9 protein-coding genes are annotated in these 13,638 nt (G+C 62.3%); 5 read left to right on the top strand and 4 right to left on the bottom strand.

Annotation, left to right across the window (positions count from 1 at the left end; all coding sequences use genetic code 11):
- Positions 1-9: 9 nt before the first annotated feature.
- The gene (locus PQU92_RS13050; RefSeq protein ID WP_272748669.1) at positions 10-2,970 is read right to left on the bottom strand and encodes a DUF8487 domain-containing protein; all 2,961 of its coding nucleotides are present in this window, start codon (positions 2,968-2,970) and stop codon (positions 10-12) included.
- Positions 2,971-3,495: 525 nt separating this feature from the next.
- Between PQU92_RS13050 and PQU92_RS13045 the strand changes: the two genes are divergently transcribed.
- The 4 genes from PQU92_RS13045 (at position 3,496) to PQU92_RS13030 (ending at position 6,581) form a co-directional block, all read left to right on the top strand.
- Positions 3,496-3,915: a DoxX family protein gene (locus tag PQU92_RS13045; RefSeq protein WP_272748667.1), complete on the top strand. Its 420-nt coding sequence runs from the start codon at positions 3,496-3,498 to the stop codon at positions 3,913-3,915.
- A gap of 117 nt (positions 3,916-4,032) precedes the next feature.
- On the top strand, positions 4,033-5,031 hold the full coding sequence (locus PQU92_RS13040) for a family 43 glycosylhydrolase (protein ID WP_272748665.1): 999 nt from the start codon (positions 4,033-4,035) through the stop codon (positions 5,029-5,031).
- A gap of 120 nt (positions 5,032-5,151) precedes the next feature.
- Positions 5,152-5,778 carry a hypothetical protein gene (locus PQU92_RS13035; RefSeq protein ID WP_272748664.1) on the top strand — a complete coding sequence of 209 codons (627 nt, stop codon included), beginning with the start codon at positions 5,152-5,154 and terminating at the stop codon, positions 5,776-5,778.
- Positions 5,775-6,581, top strand: a complete 807-nt coding sequence (locus PQU92_RS13030) for a LytR/AlgR family response regulator transcription factor (protein WP_272748663.1) — start codon at positions 5,775-5,777, stop codon at positions 6,579-6,581. The genes PQU92_RS13035 and PQU92_RS13030 overlap by 4 nt, the downstream gene beginning before the upstream one ends.
- A gap of 153 nt (positions 6,582-6,734) precedes the next feature.
- On the opposite strand, the gene PQU92_RS13025 is transcribed toward PQU92_RS13030, so the two are convergent.
- The 3 genes from PQU92_RS13025 to PQU92_RS13015 all read right to left on the bottom strand — a co-directional run bounded on the left by PQU92_RS13025 (position 6,735) and on the right by PQU92_RS13015 (position 12,632).
- Positions 6,735-8,126, bottom strand: coding sequence for an efflux transporter outer membrane subunit (locus PQU92_RS13025; RefSeq protein ID WP_272748662.1), 1,392 nt, complete (start codon positions 8,124-8,126; stop codon positions 6,735-6,737).
- Position 8,127: 1 nt separating this feature from the next.
- Positions 8,128-11,322, bottom strand: a complete 3,195-nt coding sequence (locus tag PQU92_RS13020) for an efflux RND transporter permease subunit (protein WP_272748661.1) — start codon at positions 11,320-11,322, stop codon at positions 8,128-8,130.
- A gap of 98 nt (positions 11,323-11,420) precedes the next feature.
- Entirely contained in the window at positions 11,421-12,632 is a 1,212-nt protein-coding gene (locus PQU92_RS13015; protein WP_272748660.1) for an efflux RND transporter periplasmic adaptor subunit, read from the bottom strand.
- 249 nt (positions 12,633-12,881) lie between these two features.
- On the opposite strand from PQU92_RS13015, the gene PQU92_RS13010 reads away from it, so the two are divergent.
- A complete protein-coding gene (locus tag PQU92_RS13010) occupies positions 12,882-13,514 on the top strand; it encodes a TetR/AcrR family transcriptional regulator (RefSeq protein WP_272748659.1) in 633 nt (210 codons plus the stop codon).
- The last annotated feature ends 124 nt before the right edge of the window (positions 13,515-13,638 follow it).

Here is a 13,638-nt window from a genome sequence, read left to right as displayed (position 1 = left end):
AGGCGGATTTTACGTCCGCGGCTTGACCTGCCCCGGATCGACGATGTCACCCGGCGCAGGAGGTGTAATCACCGTCGGTGCCGCCCAGTAACGTCCGCCCATCCAGGCGTCCAGTTCGCCCACTGTCAAATTCGTGGCGGGGGCGAATTTCGCTGACGCCATATAGTCCAGCACCGACCGGCGCAGGGATGGCGCGCCCGCATGACCCTTCAATCCGGCCTCTGACAGGTCGAACGACGTCACCATCAACCGGCCCTCGCCGACCTTCGCCTCGAACAGCATGGCCAGCCGCAGATTGCGGTTCCAGTCGTCGATCGGCTGCACCACCGGCGTCAGACTCTTCGGCAGGGCCTCGACATTGAGCGCCGTCGTCCTGCCCAGCAGATCGACCCACTGCCAGTCGCAATTGGCCTGCGTCGGGAAGCCGCCCAGCGCCGCATGGTTCGTGTCGCACAGCAGGCCGAGCATCCACGCGCGGCTGGGGTTCATCAGGCGGTTCCAGAAGATCGGCACGGTCGTCAGGGCCAGATCGGGCACCGGCTTTTCCGGCTTGCCCGACAGGAACAGGACGCGCCCGCCCTTGGCCAATTCAGCCTTGGCCTCATCCCACGAGGCGGTCACCGTTACCCCGACGGGGACGGCCGCATCAACGCTGGCCGGATAGACCCAGAACGGCCAGCTATTGCGGAACGTCGTGCCTTTCAGCTCCAGCACCAGCGTATAGGCCGAAGGACTCTTCAGCTTCGACAGGTCCGCCGTGATCGTCCCCAGTTTCAGGTTCTTGCCGCGCGGCGCGGCGCGTTTCGGCAACGAGCCCGACTGCACGGTCTTGCCCGCCGCGTCGACAATCCGCCATATCGGCGTCACCGACGCCAGCGCTTTCGGCCCGAAATGCGCCAGTTCGGCCTCGGCGGACAGCATTTTGTCGGAGGTGAACACCCGGTCTTTCAGGCGCACCAGCGGCACGGTCGTGTTGCAATACTGACGGAACTCGTCCGCCGTGACATAGCCCTTCTCTTCCCAGAAAGCGTCGAGCAGACCCATCAGCGCCCCGCCCTGCCCCAAATAGTCGTGCAGGTCGAGCAGGTGATAACCCGAATAGGACGGGGTGCGTAGATTGGCCTCGATCTCCTCCTTATAGCAGGCGACCTGAAAGCGGCCCGAGGCGTGGGCCAGTTCTTTGTTGCGGCTGAGCATCCCGTGCGCCTCGGCGGAATCGCGCATGATCTCGTAATTGCCGGGGACCATATAGGCCTGTTTGCCCCAACCTATGCCTTGCGGGAAGGCGGCGTATTTGCCCTTGCCGGAGAACTTCTCGATGATGCCGAAGTCGGGATAGGCGCACCATTGCCCGACCTCGTGGGCGATGCACGGGATGTCGGCATTGCCGGTCGATTCGGTCATGACCTGTTCGTAGTCACCGCCGAACCAGCCGCCCGGGCCGCGCCCGCGGATCGTCCCGAGGAAATCCGAGGCATAGGGCGTACCCGCCCCGCCCGGCGGCGGCGAAAAACGCCCAATACCGTCGGCATAGAGGCGGCGCGGATCGGCCTTGCGCCATTTCAGATCCCATTCGGGCAGTTGCGTCGGATACTGCCCCGCCGGCTCGTTCGACGCCGCCAGCATGATGAAGGACGGGTGGTTGCCATAGGCCCTGAGCAGCTTTTCGGTTTCTTCATTGAGCACGCCCAGCATCTTACGGCCCGGATCGAAATTGTTCCACATGCCGCATTCGGGTTGCAGATAGAAGCCGATCTCATCCGCCGCCTCAAACGCCGCTTCGGGCGGACACCACGAATGGAAGCGCATCGCATTGAGCCCCCACGCTTTGCAGATACCGAGAATCTTCTTCCACGTCTCGACATCGGTCGCCGGATAGCCGGTCAGCGGGAAACCGCCGCCGTCGTGCGTGGCGCGGAAATCGAGTTGTTCGCCGTTAAGCAGTATCTTGCGGCCTTCGGTTTTGATCTCGCGCATCCCGAAGGTCAGGTCGCGCGTATCGTCCGCGTCCGTGCCTTTCAGCACCACGGTCAGCTTTTGCAGAATCGGGGTGAATTCCGACCACGGTTTGGCGTCCGGCATCGGCACATCGATGACGGCCTCACCGCCCTCGACGGCCCACGTCACCGGCACGGACACCTTGCCCGCGTTCAGCGTCCCCGATCCGGCCTTGCCGGTCAGATTGCCGATCTTTACGCGGACCTGCGCCGACTTTTTGGCAAGGTCCGTATAGACCTGCGCGTCGTAGATCCACACCGGCGAGGTGGCCTTAAGCTCGATGCGCCCTACCACACCGTTCCACGTCGAGCCTTCGCCGTCCGACACACCGTGGCCGTCCGGGCGATAGACCGGTTCCTGCATCGAATTGTCGATGCGCAGCGTCAGGCGATGCATGCCGGGCTTCAGGATACCCAAATCGAAATCGTGCGGCGCGACCAGCGACGAATCCGTCCCCACCATGCGGTTGCCGATCCACACATCGGTGCGCCAGCGGGTCCGCTCCAGCGACAGGGCCACGCGTTTGCCGGCCCACGCCTCCGGAATCTCGATATCACGCTGATACCAGGCGACGCCCAGATAGTGCCGGATCGGTTGCGACAGGTACGGCACCTTGACGTTACCGGGCTCGGTATAGGCCTTGTACTGCGGCAAGAGATACCAGCGCATGTCGCGCGGCAGGGCCGCGACGAACTGCGTCTCGGCAGTGATCTCGTTGCCGTAACCTTGCGTTTGCAGGATGCCGGGCAGTTTGATCTTGAGGTCCGACGGCATGGTCTTGTTGAACCAGTAGTCCGCGGCGCCGACATCGGCGCGATCAAGCGCAAAGCGCCAGTCCCCGGCCAGCGACACGGTCCCTTCCCGCGCGGGCGCTTCCGGTGTCGAGGCCGCATGCAGCACGGTCGGCACCACGGCGGCGGCAGACCCCAGCAGGGCGATAAAGGTACGGCGGTCGGGATGGATGGTCGGCATTGTCTGTCCCTGCTTTATACGTCCCTGCGGACGGGTTTTGATAAGTCATATAATTATCAGATCAGGGCGACAAGACCTTAAAATCCTTCCCCGTTTACGGGGCCAAGAAACCTCAATCATCCTTCCCCGTTTACGGGGCCAGCCTCTAAAACTCCTTCCCCGTTTACGGGGAAGGTGGCGCTGAGCGGAGCGAAGTGACGGAAGGGGGAGCGGTGTTTCAACAAAGACCGGCAGAGTTTGCGAGTTCTATGGTGTTCCCCCTTCCGTCTTTGCCGCCTATCGGCGTCAAATCCACCTTCCCCGTAAACGGGGAAGGATGCTCCTTCTCTGGCCCCGTAAACGGGGAAGGATGCTTTCCCTTCTCTGGCCCCGTAAACAGGGAAGAACAAGCGTTCCAAATTCAGCAACATCAAATCAGCAAATCACGCACTTCTGAAACACCAGCGTTACGGCTATCTATTCGTCAACGACCTGAACCACAGGCCGCGCGTTTAAAAACCTCATCCTTTGAAAGGAACCTGTGTCATGTCCAAGCTTGAATCCGTTACCCCCGCCTTTGCCCGTCTGCTGATCGCGGCGATCTTCATCCTGTCCGGCCTGTCGAAGCTGGCCGCGCCCGAAGGCACCATCGGCTATATCGCCTCGGTCGGCCTGCCCTTCCCCGAACTGGCCTATGTCGGGGCCGTCGCCGTCGAAATCCTCGGCGGTCTGGTCTTCCTCGTCGGCTATCAGACGCGTCTGGTCTCGCTGGCGCTTGCCGCCTTTACCGTCGCGACCGCCGTCTTCTTCCATAGCAACCTTGCCGATCAGAACCAGTTCATCCACTTCATGAAGAACATTTCGATCGCCGGTGGCTTCCTTTATGCCGCGGTCTATGGCGGCGGTGTGGTGAGCCTCGATCACTGGCTGGCCAACCGCCACAAGACCCGCCTCGCCAACGCGTAACCGCTTTTAACTAAACCTTGCCCGCCGCTCTCCTCCCCCGGAGCGGCGGGCTTTTTTATTGCGCGTCCGGTTGCCGCCGCCTATAAGTCAGACAAATAAAAACACAGGAACCGTCCGATGAAAAAGGCCCTTCTCCTTACGCTTGCCGCACTGACGCTTGCCGGTTGCGCCCATTTGCCGACAGGCGGCGTTGCGCCCAAGCCGCTGTTCCGCGATCCGGTCTATGACGGGGCCGCCGACGTCTCCATCGTCTACGACAAGGCGGCGAAGGACTGGAAGATGTTCTACACCAACCGCCGCGCCACGCTGAAACTGCCCGACAAGGACGTGTCATGGGTCCACGGCACCGCCATCGGCATCGCCTCGTCGAAAGACGGCCTGAAATGGGACTATCAGGGCACGGCCAGCGTCCCGGCGGCCTGTACCGGCGAGACCCTGTGGGCCCCGGAACTGTACGCGGAAAACGGCACCTATCATATGTGGCTGACCATCGTGCCGGGCGTATTCAAAAACTGGCAAGGCGACCGCTTCATCGTCCATCTGACCAGTCCGGATCTGAAAACGTGGGCGTGCAGCGACCGGCTTGACCTGGGCACCGACCGCGCCATCGACGCCAGCGTCGTGAAAAAAGATGGCGTCTATCGTTTATGGTTCAAGGACGAGCGCAAGGGTAGCCGCCTGTTCACGCTGGAAAGCCCCGACCTGAAATCGTGGGTGCGTCAGCCCGATCCGGTTATCGATACCAATGCCGAAGGCCCGAAGGTGTTTCAGTTCGGCGGCCACTACTGGCTGATCGCCGATGTGTGGAAAGGCCTGATGGTGCTGCGCTCCGACGATCTCAAGAGCTGGACGCCGCAGCCGACGCGCCTGCTGGAACAGCCCGGTTTGCAACCGACCGACAACGACAAGGGTCAGCACCCGGACGTGGTCGTCAATGACGGCAAGGCGCTGATCTACTACTTCGTCCATCAGCACAAGTCCCCCGAAGCCGCCAGCGACCCGACCTATGGCCAGCGTACGGTGATTCAGGTCGCCGAGCTGAAAATCGGTCCGGATGGCTGGCTGACGGTGGATCGCGAGGCGAAATTCGATGCGCGGTTGAAAGCGCCGAAGTAACACTTAACATACCTCCCTGCACTTTAGTGCGGGGAGGTATAAGATGAGGTTCATCCCTCCTCGCCGCCGTTCGTCCCGCGCGCCCTGTTCAGGTCCGTGTGAAACGGCCACAGCGGTGTTATGCACACGCTTAACATCCTCACCCATATCGCCGCCGGTTGCGCCGCCCTTGCGCTCGGCCTGTTTCCGCTCCTGACCGCAAAAGGCAGCCGCTGGCATCGTCTTACCGGCTGGCTGTTCGTTGCGGCGGGGACGCTGGTCCTTGGCTGCGCGGTGATCGGCGTCACCTTCTTTCCCCAACCCGCCCCGCTGATTATGGCGACGCTATCGGCTAGCTACCAGTTCATCGGCGGTTTGCGGGCCCTGAAACGCCTGAACTACCTCGACACCCTGATGGCACTGGCGACGCTGGGCGCGTGCCTCTGGCTGGCGCTCAATATGCACAACGGCAATGCCTCATGGCCGCCGATGATCGGCTATTCGATCCTCGGCTTCCTCAGCCTGTTTACGCTCTACGACCTGAGCCGCCCCCTGTGGCGTGCGACATGGATGCGGGGGCGCCATATCGACCACGGCCTCAAGATGACCGGGGCCTATTTCGCGATGGCCTCGGCGGGGCTCGGCAATCTGTGGCCCACCGGACAGCCGTGGAGCCAGCTGGCGCCCTCGCTGATCGGTCTGGTGACCATGATCTTGCTATTGGGGATACATCTGAGCGAGAAAAGGCGCATGGATATCGCCGCATGAAACTGCCAAAATGGTGGCCCCTTGCCCTGACCGGGTTGATCTACGCCGAAACCGTCGGGTTTGCGGCCACAGCGGCGCGCGATCTGAGCGGTGGCACGATGTCGTGGATGTCGGCGATTCTTTGGCAGGGCCTGAACTACGGGACGTGGCTTCCGTTCGCCGCCCTCGTCCTCTGGCTGGCGCGGCGGCTTGGCCTGAGTGTGCGGTTTCTGGCGGCGCTATATCCGGCCATTGGCCTTTATACGCTGCTCCATGCCGCGATCAGCCTTGGACTATCCTACATTTTCAACGATAGCTCGACCACATGGCGTGGCTGGCTGTATCGCCTGCCGATAGACGTCCTCATCGCTACAGCCATCGCTGCCTCGATCGCCGCTCTGCGTGGCTATCGTCTTGCGATCGTCGAGCGCGACCGCGCCGTTGCCTTACAAGCCGCATTGGACAGGGCACAGACAGAACCAGCCACCGAACATCGTCTGTGGGTCTCGACCGGTCGCCGCAAGACCGCTGTGGATCTGAGCGAAGTCGAATGGTTCGCCGCCGCCGGGAATTACGTCGTCGTCAACTGGGCGGGTCGCGAAGGCCTGATGCGCGAGACCCTCAGCGCGCTGTCCGAACGCCTCGATCCGACGGTTTTCGTCCGCGCACACCGCGCCAGCATCGTCAATCTGGGCAAGGTTCGCAGTACCGCCATACTCGACGACAGTTGGGTTCTGACACTTGACTCAGGCGCGGAGCTGGCCGTCAGCCGCACCTGTCGCGACGCTGTGCTGGCGCGACTAGGGCATAAAAAACCCGCCTGACCAGCGCCAGACGGGTTTTCATTCTAGTCGCGCATCTGATTCCAAAAACCGCTGCACACTTTTTGGGATGCGCTTAATATGGATGAAACGGCTCTCTATGGCCTTGCGGCCCCGCCTCATCCTCCGGCAAGCCGGATACTTTTACGGTCGAATTTACTGAATCCCACCACCCAGTGCCGCATACAGGTTCACCAGGTTGAGCGCGCGTGTCAGGCGAACCCCGATAAGCCCCTGTTGCGCGCTGTAAAGCGTGCGCTGCGCGTCCGTCAGGGTCAGACGCGAGTCCACACCTCGGTCGAAGCGGGCCTGCGACAGGGTCTGGGTCTCGGTGGCGGCGTCAACCACGCGGGTCTGCGCCGCCAGACGACGATCGATCGTGGCGCGGGTGGCCAGTTCGTCGGCCACATCGCGGAACGCCGATTGAATGGCGCCTTCATACTGAGCCTGAGCGATCTCGCGTGCCTTGCGCGTCGCTTCGAGGTTCGCCGTATTGGCCCCGCCCGAGAAGATCGGGATCGAGACCGACGGGCCGTAGCTCCAGGTGATGCCGCCGTCGAACAGGTTGCCGAGTTCGGTCGAGGCCTTGCCGACGCTGCCGGTCAGGGAAATGCGCGGGAAAAACGCCGCGCGCGCCGCGCCGATATCGGCATTGGCGGCTTTCAGGTTGAATTCCGCCGCGGCAACGTCCGGACGCTTGAGCAGCACGTCGGACGGCACCCCTACCGGCAAATCGGCAAGGATGGCATTGTCGGCGAAGGTGTCCGGCAGAAGATCGGCAGCGACCTCGGCCCCGACCAGCAGGCGCAGGGCGTTCTTGTCCTGCTGCACCGTGGCTTCCAGTTGCGCGACGTCGGCGCGGGCCTGCTCGGCCAGGGTTTCGATCTGACGCAGTTCCAGCGCCGAGGTCGCCCCCAGATCGAAGCGGCGCTGCGTCAGGTTGAGGCTGTCTTCGCGCAGACGCAGGGTCTCACGCGACAGGCGCAGCTGGTCCTGATCGGCCCCGAGGTTCAGCCACGCGCTGGCGACCGAGGTGATCAGGCTGATTTGCGCCGCCTTGCGGTTTTCCTCGACCGCGAAATAGGATTGCAGGGCAGAGTCGCTCAAAGACCGCACGCGCCCGAACAGGTCCAGTTCCCACGACGCGCCGATATCGGCAGAGTAGGCATTCGTAGCGCCGACATCGTTACCTTGGCTGTCAACCGCCCCCGTGTCGGCTCTGCGCCCACTCACCGTGCCGTCGACCGCCGGGAACAGCGAGGCGCGCTGGATGCGATACTGCGCCCGGGCGCGTTCGACGTTCAGCACCGCCACGCGCAGGTCGCGATTATTGGTCAGAGCCTGCTCCACGACGCTTTGCAGACGCGGATCGAGCAGAACCTGACGCCACGCAAGGGTCTCGGCGGAAGCACCGGTCGCCGTGGAGGCGGTCGGGAACTGATCGGCGACCGGCAGGGTGCCGCGTTCGTACTTCGGCGCCAGGGTACAGGCCGACAGGGTCATCGCACCGGCGGCGGCCAGAAGGGCGGGTTTCAAAAAGGCGCGCATATTAGTGACCTTCCGGAGTGTGATCGGCACGGTTTTGTCTCGATTGTTCCAGCGCGGCCAGCGCCAGACGTTCATCAGCCTGAGCTTTAAGGTGTTTTTCGTCGGCTTTGAACAGTTTTTCGATGATGACGAAGAAGAGCGGAATAAAGAACACCGCCAGGAAGGTGGCCGACAGAATGCCGCCGACAAGGCCCGTACCGATGGCGTTCTGGCTGCCGGACCCCGCGCCATTGGCGAAGAAGAGCGGCAGGATGCCGAAGGTAAAGGCCAGCGACGTCATGATGATCGGACGCAGGCGGACGCGGGCGGCCTGTAGCGTCGCCTCGATCAGGTCCATGCCCTTTTCGTGGTTATGCTTGGCGAACTCCACGATCAGGATGGCGTTCTTGGCGCTGAGGCCGATGATGGTCAGGAGCGCCACCTGAAGATAGATGTCGTTCGACAGGCCGCGCAGCATGGTGGCGAGCAGTGCCCCCAGAACCCCAAGCGGGATGACCATGACGATGGCGACCGGGATCGACCAGCTTTCGTACAGCGCTGCCAGCAGGATGAAGACGACGAAGATCGACAGGGCGTAGAGCATCGGGGCTTCGGCACCGGACTGCTTTTCCTGCAAGCTGAGCCCCGTCCATTCATAGGAAATTCCGGCGGGCAGTTGCGCGATGATCTCTTCCATGGCGGCCATGGCCTGACCCGAGGAGTGGCCCGGCGACGCCATGCCCTGGATGTTCATCGACGGCGAGCCGTTGTAACGCTCCAGACGCGGCGAACCGTAAGCCCAGTGCGAGGTGGCAAACGCCGTGAACGGCACCATCTGGCCCTGATCGTTGCGGACGTACCACTGGTTCAGGTCTTCGGGCTTCATGCGGAACGGCGCGTCGGCCTGCACGAAGACCTTCTTCACGCGGTTGCGGTCGATGAAGTCGTTGACATAGGCCCCGCCCATGGCGGTCGACAGGGTCGCATTGATGTCGCTGAGGCTGACGCCCATGGCACCAGCGGCGGTCTGATCGATTTCGAGCTTCAGTTCCGGCGTGTCTTCCATGCCGTTCGGGCGCACGGCCATCAGGGCCGGGTTCTGCGAGGCCATACCCAACACCTGATTGCGGGCATTGAGCAGGGCGTCGTGGCCGAGGCCGCCGACATCCTTGAGCTGCAGGTCGAAGCCCGACGAATTGCCGAGTTCGGACACCGCCGGCGGCACGATGGCAAAGGCCATGGCATCGCGGAACTGGCTGAAGGCACCCATGGCGCGCCCAGCGACGGCCGGGGCCTTGAGATTATCGCTCTTGCGGTCGTGGAAATCCTTGAGGCGGACGAAGGCCATGCCTGCGTTCTGCCCCGGACCGGAGAAGGAGAAGCCCGACACGGTAAAGGCGGCTTCGACGGCTTCGTCCTTGCGGAAGTGCGCGCCGACCTGTTCGAGGACGGCATTGGTGCGTTCCTCGGTCGCGCCCGGCGGCAGCTGGACGATGGTGAACAGGATGCCCTGATCTTCGTCCGGCAGGAATGAGGTCGGGATGCGCGTGAACAACAGCACCATCAGGCCGACGATGACCGCGAAGACGGCCATGTAACGGACGCTTTGACCCAGAATCTTCGACACGATACCGCGATAGCCATTGGCCAGACGGTCGAAATTACGGTTGAACCAGCCGAAGAAACCCTTCTTTTCGTGGGTGTGCGTGTCGTCGACGGGCTTGAGCAGATGCGCGCAAAGCGCCGGCGTCAGGATCAGCGCCACCACGACCGACAGGGCCATGGCCGAAACGAGGGTGATCGAGAACTGACGGTAGATAACGCCCTGCGACCCGCCGAAGAAGGCCATCGGGATGAACACCGCCGACAGGACCAGCGCGATACCGATCAGGGCGCCGGTGATCTCTTCCATCGATTTGATGGTCGCGGCCATGGGCGGCAGCTTTTCCTCGGTCATGACGCGCTCGACGTTTTCGACCACCACGATGGCGTCGTCGACCAGCAGACCGATGGCCAGCACCAGCCCGAACAGCGTCAGGGTATTGATCGAGTAGCCGAAGGCCGCCAGCACGCCGAAGGTGCCCAGAAGCACGACCGGTACGGCGATGGTCGGGATGATCGTCGCGCGCCAGTTCTGCAGGAAGAGGAACATGACGATGAAGACCAGCACGACGGCTTCGATCAGGGTCTTGACCACTTCGTGGATCGACAGCTCGATGAACGGCGTGGTGTCGTAGGGGACGACGTAATGGTAGCCCTTGGGGAAGTTCTTTTCGAGCTGCGCCATCTTGGCCTTGACGGCATTGGCGGTATCGAGCGCATTGGCACCGGTCGCGAGCGTCAGCGCGATACCCGAGGCCGGACGGCCGTTATATTTGGCGGTACCGCCGTATTGCTGCGCGCCCAGTTCGACACGCGCCACGTCGGACAGTTTCACCACCGCGCCTGTCGTCGAATTCTTGACGGTGATGTTGCGGAATTGCTCGACCGTCGTCAGGCGCGACTGGGCCGTGATGGTGGCGTTGAGCGCTGTGCCCTTGACGGCGGGCAGGCCGCCCAATTGACCGGCGGAGACCTGCGTGTTCTGCGCACGGATAGCGGCGATAACGTCGGTCGGCGTCAGGTTGAAGCTGGTCAGCTTGGCCGGATCGAGCCAGATACGCATGGCGTATTGCGCGCCGAAGCTCTGGATCGTGCCGACGCCGTCGACGCGGCTGACCTGATCGACGATGGTCGAGGCCAGGTAGTCGCCGAGATCCTGATCGGTTACGCTCTGATCATCGGCATAAAGACCGACCACCATCAGGAAGCCGCTGGTCGCCTTGGCCACCGTCAGACCCTGCTGCTGCACCTCGGTCGGCAGAAGCGGCGTCGCCGATTGCAGCTTGTTCTGCACCTGAACCTGCGCGATGTCCGGATCGGTCCCCGCCTTGAAGGTCAGGGTGATCGAGGCCGCACCGCTCGAATCCGAGGTCGCGTTCATATAGAGCAGACCGTCGAGGCCCTTCATCTGCTGCTCGACGATCTGGGTCACCGAGTCTTCGACGGTCTTGGCCGACGCCCCCGGATAGAGGGCCGAAACCGAGACCTGCGGCAGTGCGATCTGCGGATACTGCGCTACCGGCAGGTTGGCGATGGACAGAAGCCCCGCCATCATGATGACGATGGCCACCACCCAGGCAAAAATAGGTCGGTGAATAAAGAAACGCGAGATCATGACGGTGTCCTCGGAGGGAGCTGAGGTATCTGAATAGGGCCGGTCGAAGACACACTTCGGGCGTAAACGACCACGCAGTTCAAATTAAACGCTTAATATTACTTAGCTTTTTGTTCGGCAGGCTTCTCAGCCGAGGCATCGGCGGGCTTCTGGCCCTCCTTGGTCGCGGTAAGGGTCGAAGCCTTAACAGGCGCATCCGGACGCACCTTTTGCAAGCCTTCGACAATGACCTTGTCCCCGGGCTGAAGGCCTTCGGTCACCAGCCACTTGTCGCCGACGGTCTGGGCGACCTTGATCTGACGCTGTTCGGCCTTGTTGTCCTTGGACACGACCATCACAAGGGCATTGCCCTTCGGATCGCGCGTCACGGCGGGTTGCGGCACCAGAATGCCGTTGCCGACCACGCCGGAGACGATACGCGCCTTGGCGTACATGCCCGGCAGCAGGACGCCGTTCGGGTTCGGGAACAGGGCGCGCAGAGTCACCGTGCCAGTGGCTTCATCCACCGAAACGTCGGAGAACTGCAACTTGCCCTTGAGCGGATAGACGCTGCCATCTTCGAGGATCAGCTCGACGTCGGCGGTCGCCGCTTCGCCGATCTGACCCGACGCCGCGCGGCGCTTAAGGTTCATCAGCTCGTTCACCGACTGGTTTATGTCGAGATAGATGCTGTCGATGTTCTGAATCTTGGCCAGTTCCACCGCCTGAGACGCCGTGACCAGCGCGCCGGGGGTGACGTTCGACTTGCCGATACGGCCGGAGATAGGCGCAAGCACCTTGGTGTAGTTGAGGCTGATGCCTGCCGTCTGCAGACCGGCCTTGGCCGTCGCCACGGTCGCCCTGGCCTGTGCATAGGCGGCCTGGGCGTCGTCATTATCCTGCTTGGACACGGCGTTGATCTTGACCAGCTCGGCGTAGCGTTCAGCCTTGAGACGCGACGAGGTCAGGTTGGCTTCGGCCTGAGCGACCTGGGCCTGAGCCGAGGCGTATTCGGCCTGAAATGGTGCGGAGTCGATCTGATACAGCGACTGACCGGCCTTGACGTAGCCACCTTCGGTGAAATAGCGCGCCTTGACGATGCCGCCGACCTGAGGGCGGACGTCGGAGACCAGATAGGCCGAGGTGCGGCCCGAAAGCTCGGCGGTCAGATTGACCGGCTCGGAGGCCACGACGACCACGCCGACCTCGGTCGGACCGCCGCCGCCCATGCCGCCACCCGCGCCACCTTCTTTTTTACCGCAGGCAGTCAAGGCCAGACCGAGCATCAGCAACGCAGCAGCAGGCTTGATCATATAAGAGGGCGATGTCATGCGGGGTCTCTCCGGAAAAATTCAGTCGCTTTAAAATGTCGCCGCGCACAGCAGCGCCGTATCAAAGGGTGCAACGCAATACTAACAGACACCTGTCGCACAGACATGTAAAAAAGTGTCAGCAGTGAATGAGAGTGAACGATCATTCTCATTTTTAGTGGCATTAAGCCCCTTTTTCGTGTATGTCAAGCGAGCCAACGACATTAAAAAATCTTAACCACCTTATGTATCAAGGATCAGCCATCATAGATGGATAAGCCTGCCCCCTCCTCCGCCGTGCCTGAAAATACCGCTCCAAAGCCCCGCCAGAGCCGCGAAGCGCGCCAGCAGCAGATTCTTGATGCCACGCTGCGCTGCGTCCGGCGTTCGGGCTTTCACGGCGCCTCGATGTCGGAGATCGCCGCCGAAGCAAAGATGAGCGTCGGCGTCATCTACCGCTATTTCGAGAACAAGGAAGCCATCGTCGAGGCTATCGTCGCCAACGACCTGGCCGAGATGCGCGCCAAGTTCGCCGAATGGGACGAGACGCCGGACGACCGGCTGCTCGATACCCTGCTCGACACCATCGACTTCGCGCTCGACCACAAATACGGCCCCGACAATTCGGCGCTGGCGCTGGAGGTGCTGGCCGAAGCGGCGCGCAACCCGCGCGTCGCCGCCATCGTTCAGGCCGCCGACGTGCAGGAGCGCGAACTGGGCCGCCATCTGTGCACGCGCCTTAATGCCGGCTGCGACCCGGCGCGTCTGGACGCCCGCGGCGAAATCATCGGCATGCTGTTCGACGGCATGATGATCCGCGCCGTTTCCAATCCGAATATCGACCGCAAGGCGCTGGCGCGGGAACTGCGCGAGGTGCTGCGCTATCTTTTCATATTGAAGTGAGTCACATATCGATGGCTCGCCACCGTGTCACACAACTGTCATCAAACTGTTGTAAACGGCGCGCCATGCCCGAACCGGTTTGAAATTTTACCGTCACAGTGGGCAATGAAACCTCCGGCCATCT

The sequence above is a fragment of the Asticcacaulis aquaticus genome (assembly GCF_028550415.1).
Lineage (GTDB): Bacteria > Pseudomonadota > Alphaproteobacteria > Caulobacterales > Caulobacteraceae > Asticcacaulis > Asticcacaulis aquaticus.
The sequence above is the reverse complement of the archived record's forward strand: the minus strand, read 5'-3'. Positions and strand labels throughout refer to the sequence as shown.

Bases quoted from the DNA above. Each gene is read 5' to 3' on its own strand.
- PQU92_RS13050 (WP_272748669.1), bottom strand. From the start codon at position 2,970: ATGCCGACCATCCATCCCGACCGCCGTACCTTTATCGCCCTGCTGGGG.
- PQU92_RS13035 (WP_272748664.1), top strand. From the start codon at position 5,152: ATGCACACGCTTAACATCCTCACCCATATCGCCGCCGGTTGCGCCGCC.
- PQU92_RS13040 (WP_272748665.1), top strand. From the start codon at position 4,033: ATGAAAAAGGCCCTTCTCCTTACGCTTGCCGCACTGACGCTTGCCGGT.
- PQU92_RS13020 (WP_272748661.1), bottom strand. From the start codon at position 11,322: ATGATCTCGCGTTTCTTTATTCACCGACCTATTTTTGCCTGGGTGGTG.
- PQU92_RS13030 (WP_272748663.1), top strand. From the start codon at position 5,775: ATGAAACTGCCAAAATGGTGGCCCCTTGCCCTGACCGGGTTGATCTAC.
- PQU92_RS13025 (WP_272748662.1), bottom strand. From the start codon at position 8,126: ATGCGCGCCTTTTTGAAACCCGCCCTTCTGGCCGCCGCCGGTGCGATG.
- PQU92_RS13045 (WP_272748667.1), top strand. From the start codon at position 3,496: ATGTCCAAGCTTGAATCCGTTACCCCCGCCTTTGCCCGTCTGCTGATC.
- PQU92_RS13010 (WP_272748659.1), top strand. From the start codon at position 12,882: ATGGATAAGCCTGCCCCCTCCTCCGCCGTGCCTGAAAATACCGCTCCA.
- PQU92_RS13015 (WP_272748660.1), bottom strand. From the start codon at position 12,632: ATGACATCGCCCTCTTATATGATCAAGCCTGCTGCTGCGTTGCTGATG.